Source organism: Pseudomonas sp. NBRC 111131 (genome assembly GCF_001320525.1).
In the GTDB taxonomy this organism is placed as follows: Bacteria; Pseudomonadota; Gammaproteobacteria; order Pseudomonadales; family Pseudomonadaceae; genus Aquipseudomonas; species Aquipseudomonas ceruminis.
This window is the reverse complement of sequence record NZ_BCBH01000002.1, coordinates 302757-320292: the sequence shown is the minus strand read 5'-3', so window position 1 is coordinate 320292 and position 17536 is coordinate 302757. Positions and strand designations below refer to the sequence as shown.

The 17536-nt window shown below is 66.6% G+C and carries 12 protein-coding genes; 7 read left to right on the top strand and 5 right to left on the bottom strand.

The features are described from left to right. Positions 1-58: 58 nt before the first annotated feature. Genes APH34_RS03500 through APH34_RS03490 form a run of 3 tightly spaced genes read right to left on the bottom strand, consistent with a single transcriptional unit; the run spans position 59 to position 4954 of the window. Positions 59-1909: an ABC transporter ATP-binding protein gene (locus APH34_RS03500; protein WP_054899781.1), complete on the bottom strand. Its 1851-nt coding sequence runs from the start codon at positions 1907-1909 to the stop codon at positions 59-61. After that, positions 1902-3677, bottom strand: coding sequence for an ABC transporter ATP-binding protein (locus APH34_RS03495; protein WP_054899847.1), 1776 nt, complete (start codon positions 3675-3677; stop codon positions 1902-1904). The genes APH34_RS03500 and APH34_RS03495 overlap by 8 nt, the downstream gene beginning before the upstream one ends. Before the next feature lie 44 nt (positions 3678-3721). Beyond that, entirely contained in the window at positions 3722-4954 is a 1233-nt protein-coding gene (locus APH34_RS03490) for an acyl-CoA dehydrogenase family protein (protein WP_054899780.1), read from the bottom strand. Positions 4955-5343: 389 nt separating this feature from the next. Between APH34_RS03490 and APH34_RS03485 the strand changes: the two genes are divergently transcribed. The 7 genes from APH34_RS03485 (at position 5344) to APH34_RS03455 (ending at position 13660) form a co-directional block, all read left to right on the top strand. Then, positions 5344-6399, top strand: a complete 1056-nt coding sequence (locus APH34_RS03485) for an ABC transporter substrate-binding protein (RefSeq protein WP_054899779.1) — start codon at positions 5344-5346, stop codon at positions 6397-6399. A gap of 27 nt (positions 6400-6426) precedes the next feature. Beyond that, positions 6427-7158: a class II aldolase/adducin family protein gene (locus APH34_RS03480; RefSeq protein ID WP_054899778.1), complete on the top strand. Its 732-nt coding sequence runs from the start codon at positions 6427-6429 to the stop codon at positions 7156-7158. A 65-nt stretch (positions 7159-7223) separates the two neighbouring features. After that, a complete protein-coding gene (locus APH34_RS03475; protein WP_054899777.1) occupies positions 7224-8411 on the top strand; it encodes an LLM class flavin-dependent oxidoreductase in 1188 nt (395 codons plus the stop codon). A gap of 10 nt (positions 8412-8421) precedes the next feature. Continuing rightward, entirely contained in the window at positions 8422-9993 is a 1572-nt protein-coding gene (locus tag APH34_RS03470) for an ABC transporter substrate-binding protein (RefSeq protein WP_054899776.1), read from the top strand. Then, positions 9986-11065, top strand: a complete 1080-nt coding sequence (locus tag APH34_RS03465; RefSeq protein ID WP_054899775.1) for an ABC transporter permease — start codon at positions 9986-9988, stop codon at positions 11063-11065. Before APH34_RS03470 ends, APH34_RS03465 begins: the two co-directional genes overlap by 8 nt. After that, complete coding sequence (locus APH34_RS03460) at positions 11058-11885, top strand: ABC transporter permease (RefSeq protein ID WP_054899774.1); 828 nt, start codon at positions 11058-11060, stop codon at positions 11883-11885. Before APH34_RS03465 ends, APH34_RS03460 begins: the two co-directional genes overlap by 8 nt. Next, positions 11882-13660 carry an ABC transporter ATP-binding protein gene (locus tag APH34_RS03455; RefSeq protein ID WP_054899773.1) on the top strand — a complete coding sequence of 593 codons (1779 nt, stop codon included), beginning with the start codon at positions 11882-11884 and terminating at the stop codon, positions 13658-13660. Before APH34_RS03460 ends, APH34_RS03455 begins: the two co-directional genes overlap by 4 nt. Positions 13661-13723: 63 nt before the next feature. On the opposite strand, the gene APH34_RS03450 is transcribed toward APH34_RS03455, so the two are convergent. Beyond that, positions 13724-14812 carry an LLM class flavin-dependent oxidoreductase gene (locus tag APH34_RS03450; protein WP_054899772.1) on the bottom strand — a complete coding sequence of 363 codons (1089 nt, stop codon included), beginning with the start codon at positions 14810-14812 and terminating at the stop codon, positions 13724-13726. Between the two features lie 29 nt (positions 14813-14841). Then, positions 14842-17418 (bottom strand): TonB-dependent receptor plug domain-containing protein, encoded by a 2577-nt coding sequence (locus APH34_RS03445; RefSeq protein ID WP_054899771.1) that lies wholly within the window; start codon positions 17416-17418, stop codon positions 14842-14844. Positions 17419-17536: the final 118 nt, after the last annotated feature.

Genomic DNA, 17536 nt, shown 5'->3' with positions numbered 1-17536 from the left:
GGAGAGCAGCATGAACAGGGCCTCTTCGCGGCACAGGCCGGCGAAGAGGCCGGTGAGGTCAGGCTTCGGTCAAATCGGGCAAGCGCTCGCCCGCACTGCGCAGGTAAGCTGCATACAGCGCGGCATACGCCCCGCCCCTGTCCATCAACTGCGCATGTGGCCCTTGTTCCACCACCCGCCCATGCCGGACCACGGCTATCCGGTCGGCATCGCGGATAGTCGCCAGGCGATGGGCGATGATGATCGCTGTACGGCCCTGGCACAGCCGGCGCAGGGCGCGCTGGATACGCCGCTCCGTGTGCACGTCCACCGCCGAGGTGGCTTCGTCCAGCACCAGGACCGCAGGGTCTGCCAGGTAGGCGCGTACCAGGCACACCAGTTGCCGCTGGCCGTGGCTCAGGTGAGTGCCCAGCGGGCCGACTTCGCTGTGGTAACCCTGGGGCAGGCGTTCGAGCACCTCGTCGGCGCCCAGCTCGCGCGCTGCGGCCACCAGCCGGGCATCGTCGGCCCCCGGGGCGGCCAGGCGCAGGTTGTCGAGAATGCTGCCACTGAACAGCACATTGTCTTGCAACACCACCCCCACATTGCGCCGCAGGTCGTGCTGGGCCAGCTCGCGCAGGTCGATGCCGTCCAGCTTCACGGCGCCGCTTTGCACCTCATAAAAACGCGTTAGCAGCTGCACCAGGGTGCTTTTACCATGGCCCGACGGCCCAACGATGGCGACCACCTCGCCTGCGTGAAGGTGCAGGTCGAGGCCGTCGATCACTGGCCGCGCAGCGTTGGCGGTGTAGGCAAAGCCGACGTGTTCGAAGTCCACCTTGCCTTGTGCCCGGGCAAGCGGCTGCGGGGTGTGCGGGTCGAGTACCTGCGGGCGGGTATCGAGCAGCAGGAAGATCCGCTGCGCCGAGGCGCTGCCGGTGGCATACCGTTCGAACAGGTCGGACAGCTCTTGCAACGGCCCTAGGAACAGGAACACGTAGAACAGGCTCTCGGCGACCTGGCCGACACTGACCTTGCCTTGCGCCAAGCCGTAGCCCCCCACCAGCAACAGCACGGCCATGCCAGCAGTGCTCAGTAATGCCGTGAACGGTGCAAACCAGCCCGCGCGCAGGCTGCCGCGTACCAGTGCCTGGTTGAAGTCTTCCAGCAGGCCGCGGTAGCGCGCCTGGTTCTTCTGCTCGTGGCCGCACTGCTGGATCAGCCGCACGCCGCTGACGCTCTCGACCAGGTGTGCGGTAAAGCGGCTGCGGTGTTCGGCGACCTTGGCCCAGTTGCGTTGTGACACCCGTTTGAAGCGCCAGGTGGCCACCGCCAGCAACGGCACGGTGGCGGCCAGGCTGTAGAAAAAGCTTGGCTCGATGCGCCACAGCATCAGCGCCGCCAGGCCACAGCGCAGCAGGGCACCGAGCAGTTCCGGCGGGCCTTGGACCAGCAGTGGCTCAAGGCTGTCCACATCGCGGTCGGCACGGGAGATGATGCGCCCGGCGCGGGTCTGGTCGAAATAGCTCACTGACAGCGCCTGGACGTGGGCGAACACTGTGATCCGCAATTCGTTGAGCACACGAATCGCGGCCCCCCCGGCGATCCACTGCGACACCCCGGCAAGTAAAAAGCGCCCCAGCCAGCTGGCCGCCAGGCCCACGCCGAGCCACAGCACCAGACGCTCATCCAGCAGCCAGTGGCCAGCACTGGCCACCAGGCCATTGTCCAGCAACTCGCGGACGAACCAGGGCCGCAAGAATACGGTGAAGACCAGCAGCAGCTCGATACCGATCACCGCCAGGATCTGCCCGCGAATCGGTCGCAGCAGCGGCAGCAGGCGATGGAACATGCTCCGGTCCAGGGTCAGGCGCGCCAGGCGCTGCTCTACGTCGATATCGCTGGGGGCCGTGTGGCGTGCTTCACTCATGGTCGATCCCCAGCAGGTCACGGTAAGTGGGGTTGTTCGCGCTCAACTCGGCATGGCTGCCGCTGGCGCTGATGCGGCCGTTTTCCAGGACCAGTACACGGTCAGCCAGCAGCAGGGTGGACAGGCGGCTGGTAATCAGCAGCAGGGTCGGGCCCTGCCCCGGTTTGCCACGCAGGCGCCGCATGTTGTCCAGCACCCGTTGCTCAGCCAGGGCGTCCAGGGCGCTGGTGGCGTCGTCCAGGCAGAGAATGTCCGGTGCCCCGAGCAGCGCTCGCGCCAGACACAGGCGCTGGCGTTGGCCACCTGACAGGGTCACGCCGCGGTCACCCAACGGCGTGTCCAGGCCATGGGGCAGGCGTTCGAGCACATCTTCGGCGGCGGCCAGGCGCAGGCCTTCGTGCAACTGCGCAGCGCTGGCGTCCGGCGCGGCGAGGCGCAGGTTGGCGGCCAGGCTGTCGGAGAACAGAAAACTTTCCTGCGGCACAACCTGCACCCGCCGGCGCAGCTCGGCCAGGTCGAGGTCGCGTACATCGTGCCAACCGCTGTGGTCGCTGCCCACCAGTACGGCGCCGTGCTGTACGTCGGCCAGGCGCGGCAGCAAGCTGGCCAGCAGGCTCTTGCCGGTGCCAGTGGCACCGACCAGCGCCACCACCTCGCCAGGCTGCAAGGTCAGCGAGCAGTCACTCAGGATGGCGCGGCCGCCGTCAGGTGCGCTGACACCCACCTGGTGCAGCTTAAGCCCCAGAGGCCCTGCCGGCAGCGTGGCCAGGCCGCCGACGATCGCCGGGCGCTCGTCCAGCAGTTGCCAGATGCGCTCGGCACTGGCGCGGGCGTCGGCGAAGGTCTGCATGACCCGGCCGATGCCTTCTATGCGAAACACCAGGGTGGTGGCCACCAGCAACGAAGTGACCAGTTCGCCGACCCCCAGCCCCCCGGCAGCCACGCGATGGGCGCCGTAGACGAGGATCCACACGTGCCCCAGCGCGACGACCGCCTGCGGCAGTGGAATCCGCGAGCTCGCGTAGGCCAGGGCGGCGCGGGCATGGCCAGTGAATACACCGACCTGCTGGGCGAACCGGGCGATGCGCTGGCGTTCCAGGCCGAACGCCTTGATCACCCGCACGCCGCCGATGCCTTCGGCCAGGTCCTGGCTGACCTGGTCGTAGGCGGCGCCGACCGCGCGGTCGAGGGCCACCAGGCGGTCGGTCTGCACGACGAACAGCCACACCCCGGCGCCTGTCAGCAGCAGCGGCACCAGGCCCAGCAGCGGGTCGTACCAGCACAGCAGGCCCACGGCGGCCATGACCACAAGGGGTGTTTCAATGATCTGCCGCCAGAAGGTGATCAGCGCGTCGCGGACCTTGTCGGCGTCCCGGGTGGTGCGGGTCACCAGCTCGCCCATGCCGTGACGCCAGTGGTAGCCCAGGTGCAGGCGCTGGACCTGGGTCAGGATGCGCTCGCGCAGGCGCGTGAGCAGGGCCTGGCTGAGCACCAGCGACAGCACGGCGGCGGCGTATTGCAACGCCCCCCTGGCAAAGGCGATGGCCAGCAACAGCCACAGCCAGTGCCAGGCCACGGACGCGTCCAGGCCACCTTCGGGCAGTCGCACCACGGCGCGGCCGGCGCTGACATCGTTGACGGCGTGACCGATCAGCCATTGTTGCCAGACCAGGCCCAGGTTGCCGGCAATGTACAAGGTGGTGACGAGGGCGAAGCGCCAGGGCATTTCCCGGTAGATGGCCAGGGCGCGTAGAAGCGGATGGTTCATGTAGAGACTCGAAACCGGGACCGCGACGCGGCCCCACATGGGCGTTAACGGCGCGTGGCGCCCTGGGTTTCCTTGGCATTGAGTACTGCGGTGTACTCGCCTGGGTCGGCGCCATTGAGGTAGTAGTTGCCGACGTTGTGCAGGCGCCAGCGGATCGGGTCGTGGGTCGTGTGCACGCGGGCATTGCGCCAGAAGCGGTCCAGGTTCCACTTGCTCAACGACGCACTGGCCCCCAGCAGCGAGAACAGGTCGCTGGAAATTTTCAGCGATGCCGCGTCGGAGTGCGCACGGGCGGTGGCCACCGAGAGGATCAGTTCATCCTGCAGGGCTTTGTTCTCGGGGTCGCGTTCATGGTCGTCGAACACCCGTGCGGCCTCGCGCAGCACCGACTCGGCGCCGCGCAGAGCCACGGCGTATTCGCCGACCTGGCGAATGACGTGGGGCTCGTCGCTCGCCCGCTCCACGCCGCTTTCTACCCAGGCCCGCGCATGCTCGCGCAGGTAGTCGACGCCTGCCTGCAACGCACCGGCGGCGATGCCGGTGTCGATGGCGGCGTGGAGGATCTGCGGGAAAGTCAGGCCGGTGCGTTTCATCGGGCCGCTGCGGCGCGACAGGTAGCGTTCATCGAGGACGATGTCGTCGAAGTTGACCGTGCCGCTCACCGAGTTCTGTTGGCCAAAGGCCTGCCAGTCGTCCACCAGGGTCAGCCCCGGGGTATCGCGGTGCAGCAGCACGCCGACGCCGCCGTCCTCGCTGGCCGCGGTCAGCGAGATCCAGTCCGCCAGGTAGGCACCTGTGGAGTAGAACTTGCTGCCGTTGAGCACCAGCGAGCCATCGGCGCGGCGCTCGACTCGGGTCTTGAGGGCGAACTTGTTCTTGCCGCCGACTTCGGCCAGGGCATTGCCCAAGCGTTTGCCGGCCAGCACGTCGGCGACCAGGCGGTCGCGAACATCATCGGCGTAGCCGGTGAAAATGCCCCGCAGCATGACGTTGTGAATCTGCAACAACTGGCCCACCCCGCCGTCGGCGGTGGAGATCAGCCGCACGGTTTCAACGAGGGTCTGCACCGAGGCGCCCAGGCCGCCGAACTGGGCCGGCACGCCGATGGCGGTCAGGCCGCTGCGCGACAACAGCTCAGCCTGACGGCGTGGAAGCTGGCCATTGTTGCCTGGGTCGGCGGCGAGCTCGGCGATCTGCGCTGCAACTTCGCGGGCGGCCGCGATGGCTTCGGCTTCGCTGGTCAGGCGGTGGATGGGGTTGGGTTCGATGGCGCTCATGGGGCTGTCTCGCAATTGTCTTCAAGGGCCAGTGCGCCGGTTTGGCGGACAAACCCGCTGACAGGTGCGTCAGCCGTCTGAGGGACGGCAGCACTCCTGAGGCAGCGGGCTTGCCCGCCAATGGCGACACCGCGGTCAGTCACCCTTGAGCAAGTTCTTTGCCATTCCCCGCAATGCCCCATTCCCACAGGGCTTGGCCCGAGAGCCTGCTGCCCCAGCAACACCTGTCGTCACGCGCCTTGCTGCTGTGGCAGCAGTGGGCCCGCAATCTTGCTCCCAGCCCAGCAACCGCCTTTGGGCAGCATCTGCAGACCCCAGGTAAATCAAGCCTTCCAGCGGTTGGCACGCACACTGCAACAGGGCCTACACGACGCCCAAGGAGCCACCCCATGACCCTCGCTACCCCCGTGCCCAACGCCAACGACACACCCACCCTGGACCGCATCTGGTTCACCCGCTGCCCAGTCCCGACCGCCTCGGGCATTGCCTACAAGCTTGGCTGGCTGGACGAAGAATTTGCTGGCGATGGTCTGCCGGTCTCGACCCTCCAGGAAGCCCGCCAACTGGGCCATCACCATTACGATCACCAACTGCCAGGGCTGTTTCGCGAAGGGGGCAACGTTCCCGCCCTGGCCGCACGGGCGGCAGGTTCGCCGAGCCGGCTGATCGGCCTGACCTGGATCGAAGAATGGCAAACCATCCTGGTTCGCCCCGATTCGAACATTCGCAGCGCCGCCGACCTGCGCGGCAAGCGCCTTGCCCTGCCGGCCTGGGGTGACAGCCGCCCAGGCAGCATCGCCAGGGCCATGAGCCTGCACGGCTACAAAGGCGCGCTGGCCTCGGCCGACCTGCACCTGGACGATGTGCAACTGGTGGAGGTGGCGCTGCTCGACCAGGCCGGGGCCACCACCCCGCAATTGGGGCTGCAACGCCTGTGGTCAGGCCTTGAGTACCTGGCCCGCGGCGAGGTGGATGCCGTCTACGTCAAAGGCGCGGCCGCTGCCGATGCGGCACGGCGCCTGGGCCTGGTGGTCGGGGTCGACCTTGACCTGCTGGCGGACCCACGGCATCGCATCAACAACGGCACGCCCCGGCCAATCACCGTGCACCAGAGCCTGCTCGACAACCATTTCGACCTGGTGGTGCGCTTCCTCGCGCAAACCTTGCGTGCCGCCGAGTGGGCGGCCGGTAACCGCGCTGGGCTCAACAGCTTCCTCGAAGACGAAACCCGTGCCGGCAGCCAGGGCGTGGCCGAAGCCTACCGGGGGGACTTCCATACCACCCTGGCGCCTGACCTGTCCGCTCAGCGCCTGGCGTTTTTGAGCACGCAAAAGGACTTCCTCTACCTGCACGGCTTCCTCGAAGGCGATTTCGACATTGCCGACTGGGTCGACCCACGCCCCCTGCAAGCTGCCCATCAACTGCTGGCCCAGCGCCGCGCCTGACTTCGCATCGTCACCAGGAGAACCGACATGACCGTATTGATCAACGAACGCCCCATCACCGCCGAGCTGCAAACCTTCATCGACCAAGTGCTGGCCGAGGCCGAGGCGGCGTTCACCGTCTTTCGTGAAACCAACACCATCACCGCCAATGGCACGGTGGGCTTCATCGAGCGTGTGCCTGGCGAGGAACTGCTGGTGTCGGTGAACTACGGCGGCCCCTGGAACCACCGCAAGCCGTTGCAGGCCACCGTCACCGACTTTGCCGGCAACGTGCTGGTGGGCAAGGGCAAAGGCGGCTTGGGCCGTTACACCAAGTTGTTCCAGACCCACGCCGACATCACCACCGTGTCCCACGTGCACAGCCCGTACCTGGGCGCCTGGGCGCAGACGCATCGCACCTTGCCGTTCCACTACGTGCCGGTGCAGCGCTACCAGCTGGCGCGCGAACTGCCGGTGTACATCGACCGGCGTCAGGCGGAGGTGGACTTCATTCTGGACAAGATTGCCGAAAACCCGTTCAACCTGGCGATTCTCGAAGCCAATGGCGGTTCTACCGTGTGGGGCAAGCAGGGCCTGCGCGCCACGGCCGAATTCATCCTGTTGCTGGAGGAGGGGGCTCAGATCCAGTTGCTCGCCGATGCCCTTGGCGGTTCGCGGCCCTATGGCCCAGGTGTACTCACCCAGCAATGGAAGATGAGCGGGCTGTACGAACGTGCGTCCGAACTGGGCCTGGTGCCCGGTATCGACCGGCGTAGCTGATTCGCATGCTGGGGCTGCGTAGCAGCCCCACAGGCCAACCTCTCATCGAAGCAAGGACCACGCACATGGCGGTAAAGATCCTCTGGTACCTCACCACCCCCGACGGCCCCTATCCCTGGGAACCCGAAGGGCGCTGGAAAACCGATTTCCAGCACCTCAAGCAACTGGCCGTGGCTGCGGATCGCCTGGGTTACTACGGTTCGCTGCTTGGCTCCAGCCCCAACGAAAGCCTGGCAGTCTCTGCCGCGCTGATTGACGCCACCACGCGCCTGCGCTTGCTGGTGGCCCAGCACCCCGGCGAGGTGTCGCCAGCGGTACTGGCCAAGTGGGCTTTGACCTTCGACCAGTTTTCCAACGGGCGCCTGCTGTTCAATGTGGTCAACGGCAATGATGCCGGTCTGGCGACCCTCGGCGTGCACTACCCGCACGATGAACGGTATGACTTCAGCCTCGAGTACTGGCGCGCCTTCCAGGGCTTCTACGCAGGTGAAACCGGCGGCTACGACGGCCGCTACGTCAAACTCTCACCGCGCGTACCGGCGGCGGCCAGCCATCCGCTGGGCGGCTGGCACCCACCGCGGCAGAAGCCTGGCATCCCGCTGTGGGGGGCAGGCACCTCGGCGCCGGGCGTGGCCCATTCGGTGCAGTTGCTCGACGTGTACCTGAGCTTTGCCGATACCCCACAAAAGCTCGGTGACAAGTTCCGCCGGGTGGCCGCCGAGGCGGCGAAGATCGGCCGCGAGCTGACCTACGGCACGCGCCTGCAGGTGATCGTGCGCGAAACTGAAGAGGAGGCCTGGGCCCACGCCGAGCGCCTGCTGCAGCGCACCTCGCTGGCCACTGCACGGGCCGCCATCGAGCGACAGCTACCGGCGGGTCAGACCCTGGACAGCTACGTCAGTGAGGACCCTCGCATCCAGCGCAACCTTGACAGCATCCGCGCCGGGCGCCTGCCCACCGCCCGTGAGCTGGAGATTTACCCCAACGTCTGGCTTGGCCCGAGCCTGTTCGGTTTCAACATCCTCGGCCCGGCCGCCGGTACCTATCTGGTGGGCAGCGCTCAACAGGTCGCCGAGCGCCTGCGTGAGTACGAAGCCCAGGGTACGTCGGCGTTCATCCTCTCGGGTTTTCCGCTGATCGACGAAGCGCACCGGGTGGCCGATCTGCTGTTCCCGTTGCTGGAGCTCGATCACGGTTTCGACGTGCCGCAACTCGGTGCTGCAGTCAAGCCGGCCGTGGCCGAGCCGGTGTAAGGAGAGGGTGATGAGCGAGCTGTTTTCGCGCCGGGTGTTTCTCGGCAACAGCCTGGCGGTCGGGGGCGGCTTGCTGCTCGGTGGCGGGCTGCTCAGCGGCTGTGACGCCGGTGCGCCTGCGACGGCGTCACAGCCGCTGTCCAACACGCCGGTGCGCGGTGGCCGCCTGCGGGTGGGCATCATCGACGGTGACCAGGCCGGCAACCTTGATGCGCACAAGCCTGTGGGCGGCGGCATCATCCGGGGCTGGGCGTTGTACGCCAAGTTCTGGGAGTGGAACCCCGACGTCAGCACGCGCCTGGCGCTGGCCGAGTTCGCCGAGCCGAACGCCGATGCCAGTGCCTGGACCATCCGCATCAAGCCGGGCCTGGAGTTTCACCATGGCAAGTCCATCACCGCCGACGACATGCTGTTCTCCATCCTGCGCCTGACCGACCCGCAGTTGGCATCGCCCTTCGCCGGGCTGGTCGGGGCAATCGACCGCCAGGCCTTGCGCAAGCTGGACGCGCGTACCATCGAGGTCCGTTTCAGGCAGGGGCAGAGCTTCTATCCGCTGGATGAAACGCTGATCAGCTTCGGCGGTATCGTGCCTACCGATTACCACCCGTTGACCAACCCGGTCGGCGCGGGCCCTTACCGACTGAAAAGCTTCCTGCCCGGCCAGCGTTCGCTCTACACCCGCTTTGAAAACTACTACAAAGCCAACCAGCCCTACGCCGACGAGCTGGAAATCATCGAATTCAAGGATCAGGTTTCGCGCGCCGCCGCCCTGCGCGCCGGGCAGATCGACGTGGCCAGCGGTGTGCAGGCCGAACACAGTGCCTTGCTCAAGGCCGACCCGCGCCTGCGCCTGTATGCCTCGCCGACCACCTCGTTCACGGGGTTCAACCTGAACCTGGCCAAGGCTCCGTTCCAAGACCCACGCGTGCGCCAGGCGTTTCGCCTGCTGGCCGACCGCCAGGAGCTGGTAACCCGGGGGCTCAATGGCTTTGGCCGGGTCGCCAACGACCTCTATGCGCCCCACGACCCAACCTTCAACCACGCCATCGCCCAGCGTCCCTATGACCTCGATCAGGCCCGCTCGCTGTTGCGCCAGGCGGGGCAGGACGATTTGCGCGTGGTGTTGACCACCACGCCTGGCCCAGGGGTGAACGCGGCACTGGTGTTCGCCCAGCAGGCGCAAAAGGCAGGGGTGCAGGTCAAGGTCAACCAGGTCGATGGCTCCGTGTTCAACGGCCCGCAGCGCGAGCAATGGCAATTGTCCCCCGGCTCGACCCCAGCCCGTGGTTTTCTCGCCTCGGGGCTGCACAACGACGCCCCCCAGGCCATCTACAACCGCAGCAATTTCCATGACCCGCGCTTCACCGAGCTGTTCCGCCAGGCCCTCGCTCAGCCCGACCTGGAGCGGCGCAAGGCCTTGGTGCATGAAGCGCAGGTCATTCAGCACGCGCGCGGTGGGTTGTTGATCTGGGGTTTTTCGGACGTGCTGGATGCTGCGTCTGCCAAGGTCGGCGGGCTCGCCCCGGAACAGACCACTTTCGCCTCCTGGCGCTTTGACGAGCTGTGGTTGAACCATGCCTGACCGTAATGACCGCTCCCCCCGTACCCCCGCCTGGCTGGCCTGGTTCATCGGCCGTCTGGGCTATGGCCTGTTGACGGCCTGGGTGATCAGCCTGGTGGTGTTCATCGCCACCCAGGCGCTGCCCTCGGACCCGGCGCGGGTCATTCTCGGCCCGGACGCGCCCCTGGAAAGCATCCTGACCCTGCAACGGCAACTGGGGCTCGACCAGCCGATCCTGGTGCAGTACCTGCGCTGGCTCGGCGCCTTGCTCAAGGGTGATCTGGGCATTTCGCTGGACTCGCAAGTGCCGGTGGCGCAGCTGTTGTTCGGCAGGCTGGGCCATACGCTGGCCTTGCTCGCCGGGGTGCTGGCGCTGGTGGTGCCGTTGGCCCTGGTGCTGGGGGTGAGCCTGGCGTTGCGGCGTGACCGGCCGCTGGACCGCTGGGGGCTCTCGGTGTTGATCCTGTTCAAGGCGACCCCGGGTTTTCTGTTGGCCATTGGCCTGGTGCTGCTGTTTTCCATGCCCGGCATGGGCTGGTTGCCGGCGGTGTCGATCCTCGATCCGCAACAGCCCTTGTGGCGGCAACTGCCGTTTCTGGTGCTGCCAGTGATTGCTCTGAGCTTGTCAGCATTGCCGTACCTGACGCGGATGGTGCGCGCTTCGATGATCGAGGCGCTGGAATCCGACTATGTCATCGCCGCCCGCCTGCGCGGCATCCCCGAGCGGCGTATCGTCTGGCGCCATACCTTGCCCAATGCGCTGACCCCGGCGATCCAGGGCGTGGCCCTGACCCTGCGCACGCTGGTCGGTGGCGCGCTGCTGGCCGAAGTGATCTTCAGCTACCCGGGCATCGGCACGGCCCTGAACGCGGCGATCCAGATGCGCGACTTGCCGATGATCCAGGGTGTGGTGCTGGTCATTACCCTGGCCGTAGTGCTGATCAACCTGCTGGCCGATCTGCTGACCGTTCTGCTCACGCCCAAACTGCGCACCGCCCGCCGGGTGCGGATGATCCGACGCAACCGGCGCGGTATCCGCCCCTGGTGGCGGCGCGTGCGCAGCACACCTGCCCAGGAGGCCAACCATGATTGACGCACGCTGGTGGGCCGACCCGCAGGTGCGGCGGGGCACTGTGATCACCGTCCTGGTGGCTTTGCTGGCCTTACTCGGCCCTGCGCTGGCGCCACACGCACCCACTGCCATGGTCGGCCCGGTGTATGGCGGGCCCAGTGCCGACGCACCGCTTGGGCATGACTTCCTGGGGCACGACTTGCTCTCGCGGCTGCTCAGCGGTGGCCTGTCGGTGTTGTGGATGTCGCTGGCGGCGGCTTCCATCGCCTTGCTGGTGGGCAGCGGCCTCGGTTTGCTGGCGGGCTTCTCGCGCCGACGCCTGGACCAGGCGATCAGCTGGGCGGCGGATGTTTCGCTGGCCTTTCCGGACCTTATCCTGGTGCTGCTGATCGTGTCGATGCTTGGCCGCGCGCCATGGCTGATCGTGCTGACCGTGGCCATTGCCTTTACCCCGGGCGTGGTGCGCCTGGCACGGGGCGCCGCGGTGGCGGTGGCCGGGCAGGAGTTCGTCGAGGCGGCGCAGATGATGGGCTACCCGCGCTGGCGGATTCTGCTCAACGAGATCCTGCCGAATATCCTCACGCCGCTGCTGGTGCACTTTGGCAACATGCTGACCTGGGCGGTGGGCATGCTCTCGGGCTTGAGCTTCCTGGGCTATGGCGTGGCGCCACCGGCGGCCGACTGGGGCCTGATGATCAACGAGAACCAGGCCGGGCTGTTGGTACAACCCTGGGCAGTGCTGGCACCGGCGCTGCTGATCGCGGTATTTGCCTATGGCACCAATATCCTGGCCGAAGGTATCGGCCGGGTCAGTGCCAGGATTGGGGAGAAACAGCCGTGACGACCGCGTTGAGAATAGATACCGAGGTGCTGAGGGTCAGCGACCTGCGTGTGGAGCTGGCGTCGCAGGTGGATGTGCTGGCCAACGTTTCGTTCAGCCTGGCAGCAGGGGAGATCGTCGGGCTGGTGGGGGAGTCCGGTTCGGGCAAGACCACCTTGGCCACCGCCTTGCTGCGTCATGCCCGGCAGGGCGCAAGGATCGTCGGCGGGCACATCGCGGTGGCCGGGCAAGCTGTGCTCGACCTGCAGGGTGAGGCCCTGCGCCAGGCCCGTGGCGGGTTGATCGGCTACGTCGCCCAGGACCCGGCCACCGCCTTGAACCCCGCGTTGCGCATCGGTGCGCTGCTGCGCGAGACCGTGTTGGCGCATCATCCGGGTCTTGCCCGCAGCGTGGTGCGCCAGCGCGTAGGGGCAACCTTGCTCGACGTTGGCTTGCCCGATGACGAGGCGTTTGTGCAGCGTTTCCCGCACCAGTTGTCTGGTGGGCAGCAGCAACGGGTGATGCTGGCGCTGGCGTTTGTGCTGCGGCCCAGGTTGATCGTGCTGGATGAGCCCACCACGGCGCTTGACGTCACCACCCAGGCGCATGTGCTGGACACCTTGAAGCGTCTGTGCCGCAGCCATGGCGTGGCGGCCCTGTACGTGACCCATGACCTGGCTGTGGTCCGCGACTTGGTGGACCGAGTGATGGTCATGTACGCCGGGCGGCTGGTGGAAATCGCCGGGCGCGACGCTCTCTTCCAGGCACCGGCCCACCCCTATACCCGCGCGCTGCTCTCGGCCATTCCCGATGTCGGCCGGCGCCAGCCGCTGCAGGCGATTGCCGGGCATGCACCGGCGCCGGGCCAGCGCCCGCCAGGGTGTGCGTTCGCGCCCCGGTGTAGCAGGCGCCGTGCCGAGTGTGTGGTCATCGAGCCAGCCTTGCTTGACCATGCCCATCACCAACAGGTTGCCTGCCTGCTGCCGTATCGCGAGGCGATGACCGTGGGCGAAAACCCTGGGGCGGCCCCGGCGCTGCACAGCCAGGCGCGTTTGCTGGAGGTGCAGGGCCTGGACGTCGCCTATGACCGGCAGGTGCTTTTCGATGTTTCATTCGCCCTGAGGCAGGGTGAATGCCTGGCGCTGGTAGGCGAGTCCGGCTCGGGCAAGACCAGCCTGGCCCGGGCGATTGCCGGGCTTGGCGAGAACCTTCAGGGGCAGTTGCGCTACGCGGGCGAGCCGTTGCCCTTTGCTGCGCGGCAGCGCGATGCAAGGCTGCGCCACCAGATACAGTATGTGTTTCAGAACCCGTACCGGGCGCTGAACCCACGCCAGACCATCGCGCAAACCTTGAGCGCACCCCTGGCGCATTTCTTTGGCATACGCGGCGCCGAGGCACGTGGCCGGGTCGAGGCGGTGCTGCAGCGTGTGTCGCTGCCGGCGCGGGTTGCCGACCTGTATCCCAATAGCCTGTCGGGCGGCGAGCGGCAGCGGGTGGCGATTGCTCGAGCGTTGATTTGCGAACCGCGCCTGCTGGTGTGCGATGAGATCACGTCGGCGCTGGATGTCTCGGTGCAGGCGTCGATCCTGGCGTTGTTGCGACGCTTGCAGGAACAGGGCCTGACGCTGCTGTTCGTGACCCATGACTTGGGTGTGGTACGGGCTATTGCTGACCGCGTGCTGGTGTTGCGCCAGGGCAAGGTGGTGGAGCAGGGGACCGCTGAGCAGGTACTGGGCCAGCCGGTCGATCCCTATACCCGGACCTTGGTAGAGCATTCGCCCAGGCTGAACCTGTAGTGCGCTTGGCGTCCTCATCGCCAGCGAACCGGTGATGAGGACGGTGCAGGCGCAACGGCGAGGTCACCCAGCAATTCGGGCCTGACGGCGCCGGATTTCCTCACGTACGGCCGGTATCACCCAGCGCCCATAGTCCACCGTGTCATACAGTGGGTCATAGCCTCGGTTGAGGAAAGTGGTCACCCCCAGGTCGACATAATCGAGCAACGCCTGGGCCACCGTTTCCGGGGTGCCTACCAGTGCCGTGGTGTCACCGTAGGCGCCTACCGCCGTTGCCGTGGGCATCCACAGCGCACGGTCATGCCGATCGGCGCGGGCGGCTGCGGCGAGCAGGCGTTCAGAACCGGTGCCCTTGATGCGCTTGTGCCAGGGGCTGTCCACCGCGTACTGGGGGTTGGCCTTGATTTGCGCAAGAATCTGTTCGGCACGCTGCCAGGCCAGCTCTTCGGTGGCCCCCAGGATCAGCCGCACCGACAGGCTGACCCGCGGTGGCGCCACGCCAGCGGCGCTGGCGGCGGCCTTGAGCTTGGCTATCTGTTCGGCCACCCCCTTCAGCGGCTCACCCCACAAGGCATACAGGTCGGCGTGCTTGACGGCGATCTGGTAGGCGATGTCGGAAGAGCCACCGAAGGAGATCGGGATGTGTGGCTGTTGCAAGGGTTTTACCGGTGAGAATGCACCTTTGACGTTGAAGTAGCGGCCCTGGAAGTCGAACGGCTCCTCGGCTGTCCAGGTGCGCCGGACGATCTCCAGGTACTCGTCGGTGCGGCGGTAGCGCTCGGTCTTGTCCAGCAGGGTATCGCCCTCCTGTGGCTCGGCGCTGATCCCGGTGATCGCGTGCAGGCGGATACGCCCGCCGCCGGTGGTGTGGTCGAGGGTAGCGAAGGCCCGCGCCGCCACCGTGGGCGCGGTCAGGGCGGGGCGGTGGGCAATCATGAAGCCCAGGCGCTCGGTGTGCGCGGCGGCATACGCGGCAATCTGCAGGCTGTCGGCGCTGCCGGGACCACTGGCGATCAGTACCCGGTCGAACCCGGCGTGCTCATGGGCGCGGGCATGGTGGCGGATGAACGGCAGGTCGAAGTCGGGCGTGCGCACGCCGCGGGTCTCGGACCATTGACGGGGGAAGATCATACCGACGAATTCAATGGGCATTGGCGGAGCCTTTCAGGTGAGGGTCAGGGTCAGAACTGATAATCGACCTGTGCCAGCAGGGTGCGGCCAGGCATCGGTTGCAGGAAGGTATTGGTCGAACCGGCCAGGCCACTGACGAAGTTCAGCTCGTCGGTGACGTTGAGCATGCGCAGGGTGGCCCCCCACTGGGGCTGGCGGTAATACACGGCGAGGTCGAGGTTGTATTCGTCCGGCACCTTCACCGTCTTGCTCAGGTTCAGGTACCAGCTGCTGGTCCACCAACCGGACAGCGCCACACCGAAGCCTGAGTCGAAGCGGTAGTCGACATAGCCGCCGGCGTTGTATTCGGGAATCTGCACGGCATCGAACTTGCCAGAAGGGCGCTGATTGAGGCTGTTGTTGTCGCCAAACACGGTGCCGTTGTCGGGGATGAAGCCGGCCGAGGCGAATCCGGCCTGGCTGGTGAACTCGTTGTAGGCGCTGATACGGCTGAGGTTGAGGCCGCCGCGCAGGTGGTCATCCTGATAGCGCAACGTTGCCTCCCAGCCTTTGACGATCAGCCGGGCGATAGAGTTGTTGCTGTCTGGGGCCTGGTCGCGGGCTTGTCGGTAGGCGGCCAAGGTGAGGAACAGCTGGTCGGGCACCGCCTCGACTTTCAGGCCCACTTCATGCAGCACGCTCAGGCTCTCGAAGGCCAGGGGGTTGAGCTGGTTGGCGCCGGCGCCGCTGCCCCAGCCCAGGCCGTTGGTGAAGAATCCGGTGTTGACCGCCAACGAGCGGTCGAAGGTGTAGTACAGGGTGCTGTTTTCGGTGGGTTTGACGTAGGGGCTGACCTGCACCGAAAAAAGCCGGTAGTTGTTGGCATCCTTGCGCGGGTTGCCGCCGGCAAGGACGAAGGGGTTCTCGATGCGGGCGTCGATCCAGCTGCGGCTGGCGCCGACGTTCAGGCCAAACCGTTCACCCAGGCGCAGGTTGTGCTGGCTGAACAGGGTCTTGGTGGTCCAGGTGCTGTCGGCGGTGTAGGGGGCCACCGATTCGGCATACAGGCCGTGGCCTGCCGGGTACATGGCCGGCAGGTTGAGCCAGCCGTAATAGCTGGAAAACTGCGGCACGCCCGGCTGCCCGATCCAGGCCGCATTGCCGCCGGCCGGGTTGCGCCCGGCCAGGCCCAGCAGGTCGCCGGGGTTCTTCAGGCTGGGGTCGAGCGTGAGGTCGTAGGCGTTGATGGTGGAGCCGAAGTTGTTGTTGGCGGCGATCGACTCGTTGGACTCGCGGCGGTAGATGAGGCCGGTATTGCTGTCATCGACCAACGTCAGGTTGCCCAATTGCCATTGGCCGCGGGCGCGGAACTCGAAGCGGTTGTCGAAGATGTCGTCCTTGCCCTGCACCTGGAAGGCGCCCACCGCGTCGGTGGTGTCGGTGGAATGCTGGTAGAAGGTGCTGTTGGCCAGGGTGATCGACGGGGTCAGCTCGCCTTCGACCCGCAGTTGCGTGGTAAAGCGCCGGGAGCGGTTCTGGTCCTCGGCACGCTGCCCGGTCTGCGACGACAGTGAGGTCAGGCCATTGCCTGCCAGCGAAGGGTCATAGACCCAGCCACGCAGGCTGCCGGGGCTGGCCTGGGTGTTGGGTGAAGAGCCCTGGAAGCTGCCGTTGACCACCGGGTACTGGCCCTGGGCATTGCGCTGGCGCTGTACCCAGCCCAGTACCTGGGCGTCGGCGGCGCCGGAGGACAGTACCGGCGACCATAACGTGTTGCCGTTCTGGATGATCGGTGTGGCACGCCCGGCGTAGTACTTGCCATGGTCGACCAGGTCCTGGCTGGCACGGTTCCAGCCGTGGGTGATGTTGTAGTCGTAGTAGTTGTCGTAGGCGGCGTTCCAGTCCACCCGCAGGTTGTCGTTGCGCCAGGCCAGGGCGCCGTAGAACGCGTCGAAGTTGTTTTCGACGTTGTCGTAGAAGTCTTGCTGGCGCTGGCGGGTGATGCTGACCCGGTAGGCCAGGCTGTCGCTGAGCGGGCCGGTGTTGTCGACGCTGAACTTGGTGGCATCGCGCGACTGGCCATCGGGGATCCAACTGCCGATTTCACCGCTGAGCTGGGTACGAAAGCGGTTGAAGTCGGGCTTCTTGCTCAGGTAGTTGACGTAGCCGCCGCTGCCGCTGACCGAGCCATAGCTGACCGAGGAGGGGCCGGCGACGATGTCGGCGCCTTCGTAGGCGTTGAAGTTGGCCGGGTGACGGACCCCATAAGCGCGCTGGCCGTCCTGGAACACCTCGGTGTTCTGCCCACGCATCTGCGGGGCGATGCCGGCGTTCTGGCCACCGCCACGGGTAATGCCAGGCGCGTACTTGACCAGGTCGTCGGCGCTGCGGATTGGGTCGCGGGCCAGCTGCTCGGCGTTGATCTGGGTGACCGAGCGTGGGGTGTCGAGCACCTTCGCTTCGAGGCCGCCATAGATCGAGGCGGGTGGCCGCGTGGGCAGGGCGTCGTCATCGACCTGCTTGGCCTGCACGGTCACTGTCTGCAGTTGAGTGTCCTGGGCGTGAGCCAGGGGTGTGCTGGCCGCCAGGATGGCCAGTGCCAGTGCGCTAGGCTTGAATTTCGGGTGCAGCAAGGCAACGGGGAGCATGGGGGCTGGGCCTCGTTCGATTCAGGGAAATGGGAACAGCGAGGGCGCAGCCGCGCCTGCGGTTGGTGTCGATTTAGGGGGTTGTCTGTACCGGCCCTGGCGCCCGCCCGGCTTTAGG

Excerpts from the sequence above, each read along its gene's own strand:
- APH34_RS03450 (WP_054899772.1), bottom strand. The coding sequence starts at position 14,812 with ATGCCCATTGAATTCGTCGGTATGATCTTCCCCCGTCAATGGTCCGAG.
- APH34_RS03470 (WP_054899776.1), top strand. The coding sequence starts at position 8,422 with ATGAGCGAGCTGTTTTCGCGCCGGGTGTTTCTCGGCAACAGCCTGGCG.
- APH34_RS03445 (WP_054899771.1), bottom strand. The coding sequence starts at position 17,418 with ATGCTCCCCGTTGCCTTGCTGCACCCGAAATTCAAGCCTAGCGCACTG.
- APH34_RS03465 (WP_054899775.1), top strand. The coding sequence starts at position 9,986 with ATGCCTGACCGTAATGACCGCTCCCCCCGTACCCCCGCCTGGCTGGCC.
- APH34_RS03475 (WP_054899777.1), top strand. The coding sequence starts at position 7,224 with ATGGCGGTAAAGATCCTCTGGTACCTCACCACCCCCGACGGCCCCTAT.
- APH34_RS03495 (WP_054899847.1), bottom strand. The coding sequence starts at position 3,677 with ATGAACCATCCGCTTCTACGCGCCCTGGCCATCTACCGGGAAATGCCC.
- APH34_RS03490 (WP_054899780.1), bottom strand. The coding sequence starts at position 4,954 with ATGAGCGCCATCGAACCCAACCCCATCCACCGCCTGACCAGCGAAGCC.
- APH34_RS03500 (WP_054899781.1), bottom strand. The coding sequence starts at position 1,909 with ATGAGTGAAGCACGCCACACGGCCCCCAGCGATATCGACGTAGAGCAG.
- APH34_RS03485 (WP_054899779.1), top strand. The coding sequence starts at position 5,344 with ATGACCCTCGCTACCCCCGTGCCCAACGCCAACGACACACCCACCCTG.
- APH34_RS03480 (WP_054899778.1), top strand. The coding sequence starts at position 6,427 with ATGACCGTATTGATCAACGAACGCCCCATCACCGCCGAGCTGCAAACC.
- APH34_RS03460 (WP_054899774.1), top strand. The coding sequence starts at position 11,058 with ATGATTGACGCACGCTGGTGGGCCGACCCGCAGGTGCGGCGGGGCACT.